Annotated in this window: 16 protein-coding genes; 8 read left to right on the top strand and 8 right to left on the bottom strand. The window is 57.4% G+C overall.

Features of this window, described 5'->3' with window-relative positions; translation table 11 throughout:
- Positions 1-173: 173 nt before the first annotated feature.
- A complete protein-coding gene (locus ACZ46I_RS11855) occupies positions 174-449 on the top strand; it encodes a DUF503 family protein (protein WP_226508865.1) in 276 nt (91 codons plus the stop codon).
- 228 nt (positions 450-677) lie between these two features.
- Here ACZ46I_RS11855 and ACZ46I_RS11850 read toward each other — a convergent pair whose 3' ends face one another.
- Positions 678-959: a hypothetical protein gene (locus ACZ46I_RS11850; protein ID WP_013505637.1), complete on the bottom strand. Its 282-nt coding sequence runs from the start codon at positions 957-959 to the stop codon at positions 678-680.
- A gap of 138 nt (positions 960-1,097) precedes the next feature.
- Here ACZ46I_RS11850 and ACZ46I_RS11845 point away from each other — a divergent pair, with 138 nt between their 5' ends.
- Positions 1,098-2,000, top strand: coding sequence for a lipid A biosynthesis lauroyl acyltransferase (locus ACZ46I_RS11845; protein ID WP_464280909.1), 903 nt, complete (start codon positions 1,098-1,100; stop codon positions 1,998-2,000).
- 27 nt (positions 2,001-2,027) lie between these two features.
- Positions 2,028-2,213, top strand: a complete 186-nt coding sequence (locus ACZ46I_RS11840) for a hypothetical protein (protein ID WP_041725939.1) — start codon at positions 2,028-2,030, stop codon at positions 2,211-2,213.
- 278 nt (positions 2,214-2,491) lie between these two features.
- Here ACZ46I_RS11840 and ACZ46I_RS11835 read toward each other — a convergent pair whose 3' ends face one another.
- Genes ACZ46I_RS11835 through ACZ46I_RS11820 form a run of 4 tightly spaced genes read right to left on the bottom strand, consistent with a single transcriptional unit; the run spans position 2,492 to position 5,856 of the window.
- Complete coding sequence (locus ACZ46I_RS11835; RefSeq protein WP_013505641.1) at positions 2,492-2,875, bottom strand: diacylglycerol kinase; 384 nt, start codon at positions 2,873-2,875, stop codon at positions 2,492-2,494.
- Between the two features lie 9 nt (positions 2,876-2,884).
- Positions 2,885-3,598 (bottom strand): 3-deoxy-D-manno-octulosonic acid kinase, encoded by a 714-nt coding sequence (locus ACZ46I_RS11830; RefSeq protein WP_013505642.1) that lies wholly within the window; start codon positions 3,596-3,598, stop codon positions 2,885-2,887.
- 16 nt (positions 3,599-3,614) lie between these two features.
- The gene (locus ACZ46I_RS11825) at positions 3,615-4,721 is read right to left on the bottom strand and encodes a BamA/TamA family outer membrane protein (protein ID WP_464280908.1); all 1,107 of its coding nucleotides are present in this window, start codon (positions 4,719-4,721) and stop codon (positions 3,615-3,617) included.
- A gap of 7 nt (positions 4,722-4,728) precedes the next feature.
- Positions 4,729-5,856, bottom strand: coding sequence for a 3'-5' exoribonuclease YhaM family protein (locus ACZ46I_RS11820; RefSeq protein ID WP_013505644.1), 1,128 nt, complete (start codon positions 5,854-5,856; stop codon positions 4,729-4,731).
- Positions 5,857-6,027: 171 nt separating this feature from the next.
- Here ACZ46I_RS11820 and ACZ46I_RS11815 point away from each other — a divergent pair, with 171 nt between their 5' ends.
- From ACZ46I_RS11815 to ACZ46I_RS11805, 3 genes are all read left to right on the top strand, one after another.
- Complete coding sequence (locus tag ACZ46I_RS11815; RefSeq protein WP_226508869.1) at positions 6,028-6,699, top strand: TIGR00153 family protein; 672 nt, start codon at positions 6,028-6,030, stop codon at positions 6,697-6,699.
- Between the two features lie 67 nt (positions 6,700-6,766).
- Positions 6,767-8,029, top strand: coding sequence for an inorganic phosphate transporter (locus ACZ46I_RS11810; RefSeq protein ID WP_464280907.1), 1,263 nt, complete (start codon positions 6,767-6,769; stop codon positions 8,027-8,029).
- Between the two features lie 105 nt (positions 8,030-8,134).
- Positions 8,135-8,620, top strand: coding sequence for a peptidylprolyl isomerase (locus ACZ46I_RS11805; RefSeq protein WP_041725941.1), 486 nt, complete (start codon positions 8,135-8,137; stop codon positions 8,618-8,620).
- A gap of 78 nt (positions 8,621-8,698) precedes the next feature.
- On the opposite strand, the gene ACZ46I_RS11800 is transcribed toward ACZ46I_RS11805, so the two are convergent.
- On the bottom strand, positions 8,699-9,451 hold the full coding sequence (locus ACZ46I_RS11800) for an amidohydrolase family protein (protein WP_464280906.1): 753 nt from the start codon (positions 9,449-9,451) through the stop codon (positions 8,699-8,701).
- Positions 9,452-9,453: 2 nt separating this feature from the next.
- On the bottom strand, positions 9,454-10,074 hold the full coding sequence (locus tag ACZ46I_RS11795) for a DJ-1/PfpI family protein (protein ID WP_464280905.1): 621 nt from the start codon (positions 10,072-10,074) through the stop codon (positions 9,454-9,456).
- Between the two features lie 104 nt (positions 10,075-10,178).
- On the opposite strand from ACZ46I_RS11795, the gene ACZ46I_RS11790 reads away from it, so the two are divergent.
- Positions 10,179-10,640, top strand: coding sequence for a host attachment protein (locus ACZ46I_RS11790; RefSeq protein ID WP_013505665.1), 462 nt, complete (start codon positions 10,179-10,181; stop codon positions 10,638-10,640).
- Positions 10,641-10,908: 268 nt separating this feature from the next.
- Positions 10,909-11,682, top strand: a complete 774-nt coding sequence (locus ACZ46I_RS11785; RefSeq protein ID WP_464280904.1) for a class I SAM-dependent methyltransferase — start codon at positions 10,909-10,911, stop codon at positions 11,680-11,682.
- A gap of 63 nt (positions 11,683-11,745) precedes the next feature.
- On the opposite strand, the gene ACZ46I_RS11780 is transcribed toward ACZ46I_RS11785, so the two are convergent.
- Complete coding sequence (locus ACZ46I_RS11780; protein ID WP_464280903.1) at positions 11,746-12,915, bottom strand: cysteine desulfurase family protein; 1,170 nt, start codon at positions 12,913-12,915, stop codon at positions 11,746-11,748.
- Between the last annotated feature and the right edge of the window lie 17 nt (positions 12,916-12,932).

The following is a 12,932-nucleotide window of genomic DNA, read 5'->3' as shown; positions in this document are numbered from 1 at the left end:
AAATTGACATGGTTTTCTGTAGTTCAAAGCAGTTAATTATAGCGTTATTTTACATGAATTTGCAATGCGCGCTATTTTTGCATTGACAATTAACCGCGAAACTTTCCATGTCTTTGTCAGGAGGGAGTTGAGGTTGCTAACTTGTCGCCTGGGGCGCGATCGGAGGTGTTCTGATGGTTGTTGTGGCTCTGCAGATCCAGATTTTCATAGACGAGCCGGCCGGGCTGAAGGGGAGGCGTCGCGTTCTGCGCTCCCTGCAGCAGAAGCTGCAGCGCATGAACCTGTCGGTTCTGGATGCTTCAGGTGAATACGCGGCTGAAGGCGTGCTGGAAGCGGTCGCGGCGGTGCGCTCTGAAGAGTCTGCCCGCGGTCTGGTGGAAAATATCTGGCGTCAGCTGGCTGCCTGGGAGCACGAGTGTGAGTTTGAGGTATACTGGGAGATGCTGTGAGGGGCTGCTGAAATACCTCACAATACGCAGGCAATTGAAAAAAGGAACTCTTCACGGTGTAACGTCACTCGCGCCAGCCTTCCTCCCAGAGACGCTCCCTTTTGTCCGAGGACCTACGTCTCTGCCGCGGGCCATCCTGGCTCGCTTTCGGAACCCTGGCGCTCCTGCTGAAAAAGCGCTGGGTGGCCGTGAGTGGTTACGAAAAAACTCAAGCCGCCTGGTAAAAGGCTATTTTCTGCGCTTCCATCGAGCCGTCATAAAGGGGCCGCTGGTGGTAAAGAGGAAGAGAAAGAGTATTGTCAGGGGTGTCATGAGCCTGGCGCGGTACTTCTCCTGCAGCAGATCGCCCACCACGGGGTAGTAGTGAAACCACAGCAGGCAGGCGCAGATGATCATGGCCCAGGTGACAAAGCGCTTGAATTCACGACGGTAGGCCAGGCGATAAAAACCAAAGAGCATCCAGCCTACCACAAAAACCAGATAGAGTATCAGTCCCGTTTGTGCTCCCATCGCCGCTCCTTTGATTTTTTTCCATGTTACCACAAGAACCGTGGCGGAGAAAGCCGGAGCTGCGCGGCGTGTCTTGACACCTTCGCGTTGCGGGGCGCATAATGCAAAGTTCATCTCACCCGCACAAGGACAAGTTCTGTGAAAGATGTTTTTTACTCTACCATACTGCGCAGCTTTGGCTTCCTGGTCACGCACCTGCCGTCGGGATTCCGGACTCGACTGCTCAACGCCCTCTCCAGCGCCATTTTTTTTCTGAATCGTTACCATCGCCGTATTGTGCTGACGAACCTGGAATTCGCCTTTGGTTCAGAGCTGACACCACGGGAGCGTAACGAGATCGCCCGGCGTACCTACCGCAACTTTGTCCACTATCTGGCTCATTTTCTGATGCGCTTTGGCAAGCCCATGGAGGTAATTCGCCGTTCAGTGACCATTAAAAACGAGGAGATTTTCACCACGGCCCTGGCCAGTGGAAAGCCGGTCATTGTCATTACAGCACACTATGGGAACTGGGAGCTGATCGGTCCCATGATAGGTTCTTTTTACGCTCCCATCACCGCGGTGGGCAAAAAGGTGAAATCGGAAACCATTTCCCAGGAGCTCTTTTCCCACCGGGTCATGGGGGATGTGGAAGTCCTGGAGAGTAAAGGCGCCATCAAGGGCCTGATGAAAGCCATGAAGGCGGGCAGGGTTCTGGGCCTCGTGGTGGATCAGAATACCCGCAAGAAGGAGAGTGTGGTGGTAGATTTTTTTGGTCGCCGCGCCCGCCATATCGATTCCGCCGCCCGCCTGGCCCGCCGCACCGGGGCCATCATTGTGCCGGTGTTTGTCCACAGTGAAGATCATCAGCACTTCATCATGACCTTCCACGAACCCATCCTCACGGCCAGAACCGATGACGAACAGAGCGATATTCTCGCAAGCGTCCAGGCCCAGGCCAGCATCACCGAACAGGTCATTCGCCAGAAGCCCGATGAGTACTTCTGGTTTCACAAGCGTTTCAAAGCAGAGTATCCACAGCTCTACACAAAGAAGCGCTGAGCGGCAACAGTGCACAAGGAGGACACGGTGTTTGAAAATCTGAAAGGCAAAAAAGTCACCATATTCCTGAACTGCTCAAGCTGGAGCGAATACCGCGTCACAGGTGAAGTGACGGGCGCTGACGACACCTGGATGTATCTGAAGCGCAAAAATGATGAGGACATTGTGAGGATTTCGGAGATAAAACGAATACTGATTCAAAATTCCCGCTAAAAGCCGGAAGAGTCGATACCACAAAACACGAAAAAGGCGGGGAGAGTCTGCACCGCACATGAACGCCCGTGGGATAATGCGCGCAACAGGCTGCTGAAAAACCCTCATCTGCGGTGTTGCCCGCTGTCGTTCGCTGCTGCAACGTACGGGGAGTACGCTTCTCGCCACGCTCTGCGGGTGCCTTGCACCTGAGCACTTTTCAATTGCCTGCGTATTTTGAAGTATTTCAGCAAACTGTTAAGTGCAGAAGAAGCGTTTGCCTCGCTGAGTCGCAGGGATCAGGCAAGAAACTCCACGTACAGCACCCAGCCCCAGATCACGATGGTCGTCACAAAGGACATGAACACCAGGGCGCTGCCGGCGTCCTTGGCGCGTTTGGCCATTTCGTGGAATTCCTGAGTCACCAGATCCACCGCTCTTTCTATGGCGCTGTTGGCCAGTTCGGCCAGCAGGGGAATGAAAAGCGATACACTGAGTACTGCCTTGGCGACGGTGGTGACGGGCAGGAATATGGCGATTGCCTGAAAAATGACAAAGAGCACCACTTCAATCCGGAACGATGACTCGGTGCGCAGAATGTCCCGCAAGCCATCCAGGGCGTAGGACGCATTGCGCAACAGGTGGTAGGGTGGATTCTGGCGACGGGACGTTTTGTTTTCCATGGGAAATCCTCAGGTACGGTGGAGAGAAGCTGGCTGGCGATAACCGTGCATCAGCTGCTGCCATTGCCAGGGGGTATAGTGTCCCAGTTTGTACAGGGAACGGCTCAGCCGCTCCAGGTTGCCGTGCTGCCAGTGGGAATCGGGATCGCGCAGCTGGCATCGGTCAAAGTCAATCAGGTACACCTGTTTATGGCTGTCGATGAGAATATTGCGGATATTCAGATCCACGTGGTCCAGGCCGGCCCGGTGGAATGTGGCAATGGTTGCGCCGATGCGCTGCCACAGGTCCATGGATATCTGCCTGCTCATGAGCCACTGGTCGAGGGTCAGAGAGTCGGCGATATATTCGGTCATGATATCGGCGGTGTACCAGAAGCCCCGGCGCAGTACCCGGCCAGCCACCGGATTGGGCACAGAGAGTCCCATGTCGCGAAGCTTCAGCAATAATGTCAATTCGCGATAGGGTCTGGTGTCCTTCAGGCCCTGCCAGAGGTATTTGTCGCGGTTCAGCCGGGCGATAATGCCGCCCCGCAGATAGTGCCGCAGGACGACGGTGGTGTCGCCGATGCGCAGGATCTGACTGTTGCCGCGCCCCAGGGCTTCTCCCTGCTGAACAGCGTGTTGCTGCCGCCAGCTGGGGTCGAACCACCGGGCTTCCCCGTGACCATCACAGCTGAGCAGAAAGTGTCCGGGAGCCAGGGTGTGTGTATGAAATGCCGTCATGAAATCTGTTCCTTTATCAGAAAGCTTCGAAAACATTAAAATAGATGCCGCTGCTGTCTTCAGCCCGCGCCAGGTCGAGGCGCAGGTTTACGGCTTCCGTGCGACTGGCCCGGTAGCGCAGCCCGGCGCCTCCCGACCATTTCAGGTCTTCCGATGCCAGTTCCCCCAGGTTGCGGCCTACTGCGCCGGTGCCGGCAAAAAAAGCCAGAGCCCAGGGCCCCGGAGGCAGGGGGGCGCGGTACTCTGCCTGAAGTACCGCCATGTCCCGGTCACGAAAGCGCCCGGAATAGTATCCGCGCATCAGGGCGGGGGAAGAATCGCCCAGCATGGAGAGTTCCTGGAAGGGGACGGTTCCCCGGTTGATGCTGGCGTATTGATGCAGGGCCAGCACGTGGCGGCCCCCAACGGCGATATACTGGCGGCTGTCCAGGGTGGTTCGCGCAAAGGAGTAGTCCGAACCCAGCTGCTGCGTGTAGCGCACCGCGTTGATCTGAATGAAATGACCTGCAAAAGGAAAGAAGGTGTCGTCCCGGGTATCGTGGCTGACCGCGATTCCCAGGCCGGCAAGGGTTCCTCCGTCAATGCCGTCTGGCAGGTGGGTTTCCAGTAGTCCGCCCTCTTCTGTATCACGGATACGGTACCTTTTCCAGTCGATGATCGGACCCATCCAGAAATCATTTCCCAGCGAGTGCTGCAGCTCGATACGTGCCACGGTATTGCGCGAGGCGAAATGCTCGCGATCACCGCGACGGGTGTCGTTGCCAAGGCCGAAGAATTCATCGGGCCAGTCTTCAAAGGCTACCCTCGCACTGGTGCGCACTGTGCTGCCAAAGGAAATACTTGGATTGAACTCAAGGCTGAGCTGTTCCTTTTCCGAGTAGGCCAGGGCGATCAGGAAACTTGACGCCGCAGACTGCTGCGGCCCTCGGAAGGTTCCAATGGCGCAGAGGGTCATGGCGGCACCGGTTTCCGGTGTATAGATGGGGAAGGGAATGAAAATCCACTCGGAACTTCCTGCGGAAGCAGCGTTCTCAGCGCAGGCTCCCTGCGCGCTCGCCAGCAGAAAGCAAAGGCAGAGCAACAGGGGCCTGATTGTCCGGCTGCTTCGCGCGATGTGCGCCATGGGCATCCTACTCCTCTTTTTTGTCTCCCTCAAAGGGCAGAATGCCATCAAGCTGCTGGAATGGCTGCTGGGAAAAGCTCTTCCTGGTTTCAGCGCGTGCCACCGTCTTCGTTTGCCCACTGTCTGAAGGCTCCGGCTGCACGCTTTTTTTCACTGGCGTGGCTGGCAGCTCTTCAGGCTGCTCGGCACGGTCGCCATTTCCTTCATCACCACGATAAAAGCGACGATCCAGCAGGCGGTGATAGTCCGTCCAGGGCGAGTTGCTCTTCCCCGCTGCTTCAAACAAACCGTTGATGGTGTTGATTTTGGCGTCCAGATCGTCCAGGTGGTGAACCACGAGCGCCTCCAGGGTTTTGGGGCGCTTGGGGGAACCATATTCCAGCAGGCCGTGGTGGCTGAGGATGATGTGTTTGATCTCCATGCTCAACTCTGCCGGAAACTGGGGAAACTTGCGCACGAAACGGTCGAAAATTTCGCAGCCCATGTACAGGTGGCCGAGCAGGATGCCGGGGGTACTGTATTCGAAAGCGGTCTTGTATTCCAGCTCGTAGATTTTGCCAATGTCGTGGAAGAACGTGCCCGCCAGCACTTTGTCCTGGTTGATCTCCGGATAGTGGGGGCAGACGCGCAGCGCCAGGCCCATCACCGAAACCAGGTGCTCCAGCAGGCCGCCCAGGTAGGCGTGATGCATGGATTTCGCAGCCGGAGCTGTCTGCAGCAGGTGCTTCATTTCCGGATCCTGACTGACGGTAACCAGCAGCTTTTTCAGGTGCGGGTTCTGGATTCTGGCGATCATGCTTTCCAGCTCCTGGTACAGGACATTGACGTCCCTGCTGGTGACGGGAAGGAACTTGTCGCGATCAAAAGCCGCTCCAGAGGCGGCGATGGAAGAGATGTTGACCTGCAGGTTCCCCTTGAATTCCTGAATGGTGCCCTTGACCGTGACCACCTGGCCCTCTTTGAACTCCGGTGAGCCTGCCTGGTAGTTCCAGTTGTATCCATCCAGCTGGCCGGTGCGATCCTGGAGCTTGATGAACTGATAATCCTTGCCGTTGCGGGCTTGTTTTATGGCGTGCTGAACCACCAGCAGATCTTCGTGAATGACCTTCCCGGCCTGAAATTCTCCAATAAACAACGGTATTTCCCTTTCATATCCACTTTTCCGGATTTTGTGAAAATATGGTAAATTTTTTGTGGCATATCTGTTAAATACATGTCAAGAATACGATCTTGTGCCCTGAAAAAGATACATGATTCAGGGGTTGAAGAAAAACATTTTTTCAGACTGACGGGAGTACATGAAACTATGAGCCTCATCTCAGGACTCTTTGGCCCGGATCCGCTCAAGGCCATTCAGACACACATGGAAGCGGTCAAGGAATGCATTGATCAGCTTGACCCTGCCATCCAGTACTGGTTGGCCGAAGATTTCGACAACCTGAAACTGGTCGCCAAGAAAATCATGAAGTTCGAGAATGAAGCCGACCGCGTCCAGGCTTCTTCGCGCGCCTCTTTTCCCACCAGCATGTTCATGCCCGTCTCCCGCAAAAGCCTTTTCAAGCTCCTGAAAAAGCAGGACAGCATCGCCAACGATGTTGAAGATATCGCCTTTATTCTCACCGTCCGCAAAACCTACCTCCATCCCCAACTGCGTGAACCCTTCATGGCCTTCTACGGCAAGGTGCAGGAGATCCTGGCCGCTACTCTGGAACTGATGACGGAAGTGGAAAACGTCTTTGACAGCGGCTTCGGCGCCCCGCAGAAAAAGGATTTCGCCAGCAAGGTCGAGCACATCGTCTTCCTGGAATGGGAGTGCGACAAGCGCCAGTACAAGCTGGCCCAGCACGTCTATGCCCTGGAGGAAGAGATCTCTCCCGTCACCATCTTCATGCTCGTCGAGCTCACCAAAAAGCTGGGCGAAATGGCCAATGCCGCAGAGAGACTGGCGGAGTCCACCGCAGAGGTACTCTCCGAGTGAACTCACAGCAGTCTGTGCCGACAGCAATGCCGCGACCCGTTAATTCCATGTACACTCAGGTGAAATTGTGATTGAACACTCCTTGCTTATATTTACCCTCGTCGTGATATTCGGATTCTATATGGCCTGGAACATCGGGGCCAATGATGTGGCCAATGCCATGGGAACCTCGGTGGGCTCACGGGCCATGACCCTCAAGCAGGCCGTCATGGTGGCCGCCGTCTTTGAATTTCTGGGCGCCTTCCTGGTGGGATCATCGGTAACCCAGACCGTGAAAAGCGGAATCGTTGATATCAACCTGTTCTCCGGTACCCCCGAAGTGGTGGTGGTGGGCATGCTCAGCGCCCTGCTGGCAGCCGCCATGTGGCTGCAGGTTGCCACTATCTTTGGCTGGCCCGTCTCCACCACCCACTCCATCATCGGAGCCGTCGTGGGCTTCGGGCTGGTGGCAGGGGGCATGGGCGTGATTCAGTGGGAGCGCCTCACCCAGGTGGGGATGAGCTGGATCGTCTCACCCCTCTCCGGCGCCCTGATCAGTATGCTGATCTTCTCCTTTATCCACCGCAAGATCCTGGCAACGGAAACCCCCGTCATCAACGCCAAACGCTACACCCCCTATCTGGTCTTTATCCTCGTCTTTACCCTCTCCCTCTCCATGATCTACAAAGGTCTCGCCAACCTCAAGCTCCCCATCAGCATCGAGTTTTCCATATTGATGGCCATAGCCATCGGCACCATAGGCGTCATCATCAGCAAGACCCTCATGAATAAAATTCCCGATACCGCCTATAACCGCAAGGGATTCGGCGCAAAGTTCACCATCGTCGACCGCATCTACCGCTCCATGATGATCCTGACAGCCTGCTATGTCGCCTTTGCCCATGGAGCCAATGACGTGGCCAACGCCATCGGACCCGTGGCCGCCGTGGTAACCACCCTGCAGACCGGCCAGATACAGGCCCATGTCCCTGTACCCCTGTGGGTGCTGGCCATGGGCGGAGTGGGCATCGTTGTGGGTATCGCCACCATGGGATACCGTGTCATCGACACCATTGGCAAACGCATCACGGAAATTACCCCCACCAGCGGCTTTTCCGCCACCTTTGGAGCCGCCACCACCGTGCTGGTATGTTCCACCATGGGCCTGCCCATTTCCACCACCCATACCCTGGTGGGAAGTGTCATCGGCGTTGGACTCGTCAAAGGCGTCGGCAGCATCAACCTGCGCATGCTGTGGGGAATCGTGATCTCCTGGATTGTGACCGTACCCATCTCCGCCATAATTTGCGCATTGCTCTTCAAAGTGCTATTTTTCATGCTCTACATGTAAAAGGAAAAGTACCGTTACCAGGAGAATTCCATGCAGGCATTCCGTTCACTCGCTCTTGTCGTCATTGTGTGCGCGCTACTGGTGCTGCCATCTCAAGGAGGAAACATGAATACAGACCTTATTGTGGTACTGGAAACCACCCAGGGCACCATTGAAGTACAGCTCATGCCCGAAATCGCCCCCAAGACCAGTGAAAACTTCGCCACCCACGCCACCAACGGCTACTATAACGGCGTCATCTTTCACCGCGTCATCAAGAACTTCATGATCCAGGGCGGCGACCCCACCGGAACCGGACGCGGCGGCGAATCCATCTGGGGCAAACCCTTCGCCGACGAAGTCACCCCCAAAGTCACCTTCGACAAACCCGGCCTGCTCGCCATGGCCAACGCCGGTCCCGGCACCAACGGCAGCCAGTTCTTCATCACCACCGCCGCCACCCCCTGGCTGAACGGCAACCACACCATCTTCGGCACCGTCATCAGCGGCTACGACGTGGTGGAGAAAATCGAAAACACCCGCACCGGACGCGGCGACCGCCCCGTGGAAGACCAGAAGATCATCAAGGCGTACGTCAAAGACGCCAAATAGGCCACACATCAAACGACGACAACACCAGGGAGCCCCATCGGCTCCCTTTTTTATGTTTCTATGCCGGAAATTTTGCGACTACCTTCCAGTAACACGGTACCACTCCTGGGCGTTGCGCCAGAGGATGCGCTCGGCGGCGTCTTCATCCATGGTGCGCGCCACCAGCATGGCGTCTTCGTCGGTGTAGGGGCGGGGGGCTCTGGTTGAGGGCAGGTCGGTTCCGAAGAGCAGAGCGGCGGGGTTGATGCGGTGGATGCGCTGCAGGGCGTCGGGTATGTCGAAGTCCACTCGGCCGAATCCGGTGGCTTTCACCCGGACGCCTTTTTCCACCAGCTGGCACAGCAGATGGAAGCCGTCGCGGCTGAGCCCCAGGTGATCGATACTGACGGCGGGCAGGGTGCTGAGGGTACGGTAGAGTTCGCCCAGTTCGCGGCTGTCCACGTAGAGTTCCACATGCCATTTCACCAGCTCGTGGATGCGATCGGCCATGGTCTGGAGCTGTTCCAGACTTTCAGAGCCACCCCGGCGCAGATTAAAGCGCACGGCCCGCACGCCGGCGGCGTCCAGGTGCAGGATTTCTTCGTCGCTGGTAGTGACGGGGAGCTGAGTAACGCCGACAAAGGCCGGACCAAGCTGTTTCAGGGCGTCCAGCAGGTACTGCTGGTCGAAGGCCTGGAATGAGCCGGATACGATGGCTCCACCTGCCAGTTCGTAGTTCTGTATGCGTTCCAGGTAGTCGTGACAGGTGAAGGTCGGGGGCAGATACCCCTGGTTGGGGACGATGGGGAAGCGCGGGTCGATGATGTGCAGGTGGGCGTCGAAGATCTTCATGGCTACACCCTGCGGATGTTTTCCTGGTTGGGCAGGTACTCCATGTGCCGTGCCGTGGCGGTGGCGACGTCTTCGCCCCAGCAGCGGGCGACGATGCGCAGGGCCATGTCGATGCCCGCTGAAATGCCGGCGCTGGTGATGATATGGCTATCTTCCACCACGTGGTGTTGGGCGTCCACCTGTATGCCGGGGAAGGTCTGGCGCATCCAGTCAAGGCTCTTCCAGTGGGTGGTGGCGTGATGTCCATCCAGCAGTCCGGCCTGGCCCAGGAGCATGGAACCGGTGCAGACGGCGGTGAGCAGTGTGACCTGCTGTGCCTGCTGGCGCAGCCATGGGGCCATGGCGGGGTTTTCCAGCTCCCGGCGTACTCCCCAGCCCCCGGGAACCACAAGGATATCCAGGGGGGGAGTGTCGGCAAAGGTATGCTGTGCCAGCACCTGCATGCCGCCGGCGGTGGTGACATTTTTGCCTTGGGGGGCAATCAGGCGCACATCAAAGGGGGAAGGCTCTTCGCGACGGCGGGCTTCGTTCAGGCGTGTTACCGACAGCACTTCGAAGGGGCCGCAGAAGTCCAGAACTTCAATGTCGTCAAAGATTACAATTCCGGTCATCAGGCGTTTCATGGTGGCCTCCGGGGGGATTTTCGTGTTCAAAGTATACCTGGCGGGCTTGAAAAATTGAAGCTGAACCCGCACCTTTGAGTCAACACGTGCTGAAAGGAGATTCCATGAACACTCCCCATTTCCAGATGTCCAAGGTGATCATTCTCGTTGCCGATGCCTCCCGCGCTCGTCTGCTGGCGGTGGAAAGTCCCACGGGGCCACTGATGGAGCTGGAGTCCCTGGTCAATCCCGCTGCGCGGCTGCGCCAGCAGGATCTGAGCAGTGACCGCCAGGGGCGCAGCTTCCAGAGTGCCGGTACCGGGCGCAGTGCCATGGCGGAAACCACAACTCCCAAAGAGCAGGAAACGGCGGTATTCGCCCGTGAACTGACGCAGAATCTGCAGGAGCGGCGTAAGCAGGGGGAACTGGAGAAGCTGTATGTGGTTGCTCCACCCGCCTTTCTGGGAGAGCTGCGCAAGCACCTTGGCGCAGAGGTGGCGTCTGTGGTTGTCGCCGAGATTGATAAAGATTATACTCGACTGGATGCGCGGGAGCTGCGCGAAAAGCTGCCCCAGTATCTGAAGTGAGGAGTTTTTCAGGTGGCTGCGTCACCATCGGTGATGGTGATGTCTTGCGGGTTGCTTGGGTGTACGGAAAATGTATTTTTTGGTGCGCCAGCAAGCCGCTCATGAATGCTTGTTTTGATTCAGGGAGGAACACCGTGAGAATGTACGGTATTTGCTTTTGTCGTATCCGCTTCGCCTGACGCGGCGAATGCGGAATTTTTCAGTAGTCTGTTGATCCGCTTTTCGCCGCGTCGCTCTTTTTTCTCTCTCAGAAAGGAAAGGCGAGCACATGGCGAAAATTCAGAAAAAGCATGTATCCAGCGAGGGCTGGGATGGCGTTGCGCACTGGTATACCGGGTGGGCCGGTGCCGGCGGCAGCGTCTATCATCGTAAGCTGGCGATTCCAGCTGTGATGGGGCTGATGAACCCCCGTGAAGGTCAGCATATCCTTGATATGGGCTGTGGGCCAGGTGCCCTGGCACAGCATATCTGCAGGCGTGGGGCCTGGTACACGGGAATTGACTGTAGTCGCAAGCTCCTGCACTTTGCCAGGCGGCATAACGGCGGTGACAGAACGCGGTTTCTGTCGGGTGATGCCACCGCGCTGCAGGGACATCCGGAGCTTGACGAGGGGAGTTTTGATGGTGTCGTGTTTCTGCTGAGTCTCCAGGATATCCACCCTCTGGAGGGAGCCATTGACAGCGCTGCCTGGGCCTTGCGGCCAGGTGGGCAGCTGGTGATATTCATGACCCATCCCTGTTTTCGTGTTCCACGCCAGAGTGGCTGGGGCTGGGACGCGCAGCGCAAGCTGCATTATCGGCGTATAGATCGCTATCTCAGCGCGCTTGAAGTGCCTATGCAGCCCCATGAACGGGGCCGGGGCACAACCCGCAGCTACCACCGGCCCTTGAGTCAGTACTTCAGGGAAATAGTCCAGAGGCGGCTTGTGGTCGATGCTTTCGAGGAATATGCGATTCCTGGGGAGATTTCCAGAAAATTTTCTGGAAATGCGGATAACCGCGATATTCCCCTGTTCCTGGCAGTGCGGGCCAGGAAGTATTAAGAATTACCGCCCGCCGGGTATTCCGGCGGGCGGTTTGCGTTGAACTGGCTGCGGGCGAAGAGCTCAGGCTCCCACGCCTGTCAGCAGGCTCATCATTTCGTATCCTTCGGCTATGGCTTCGGCGGCGCTGCGGATATCTTCCTCGGTGGTAAATCGTCCAAGGCTCAGACGCAGGCTGCGGCTGGCTTCGTCTGTATCCAGTCCCATGGCCAGGAGCACGTGCGAGGGTTCGCTGCTGCCCGATGAGCAGGCTGCTCCGGCGCTCATGGCCACATGGGGCACCTGCAGCATCAGGCCTGCGGCGTCGGTGTGGGCAAAGCGAATGCTGGTGCAGCAGGGCAGGCGTCTGGCGCGGTCTCCATTCGTGATGAGTTCCGGAATTTTCTCCATCAGCAGGTTTTCCAGCAGGTCGCGCAGCGTTCCGATGCGCTTCCCCTCGTTTTGCATGTCGGCGAGGGCAAGTTCGCAGGCCCGTGCCATGCCGATGATTCCCGGCACGTTCAGGGTTCCCGGACGCAGTCGGCGCTCCTGGGTGCCGCCGCCCATGATGGGGCCGAGGTGCGCTGCGGCTTCCCGACGCACAAAGAGGGCGCCAATCCCCTTGGGTCCGTAGAATTTATGGGCGCTCAAGCTGAGGTAGTCCACATCAAGCGCCTGCAGGTTTATGGGGATTTTACCTGCGGTCTGGGCGGCGTCAACATGCACCAGGGCGCCAGCTGCTTTTGCCAGGCGGCTGATGGTGGCAATGTCCTGCAGAACGCCGGTTTCGTTATTGGCCATCTGAATGCTTGTCAGGAGTACATCGTCTCCCAGTGCCTGTTGCAGTTCATCGTGTTTGAGCCTGCCCTGGTTGTCGACACCGATGGTTTTCAGGGTGTACCCCTGGGATACCAGCATCTGGCAGGGCTCCAGTACGGAGCGGTGTTCCACGGCGCTGGTGAGGATGGTGCGTCTGCTGCCGGTATTGGCACGGGCCGCTCCCAGGATGGCCATATTGTTGCTTTCGGTAGCGCCACTGGTGAAGAGGATTTCCTCGGCCTGTGCGCCCAGGCATGACGCGATGGTTCTTCTGGCTGAGGCCACGGCGTCATAGGCGCACTGTCCGGGGGCATGCACGGTGCTGGAGGCATTGGCGAACTGCTCGTGGAAGTAGGGGAGCATGGCTTCCACCACCCGTGGATCGCAGGGCGTGGTGGCCATGGCATCGAGATATATGGCGGGGGCGGTGTTCATGGTAATACTCCTTTGCA

The sequence above is a fragment of the Desulfurispirillum alkaliphilum genome (assembly GCF_055378285.1).
The sequence above is the reverse complement of the archived record's forward strand: the minus strand, read 5'-3'. Positions and strand labels throughout refer to the sequence as shown.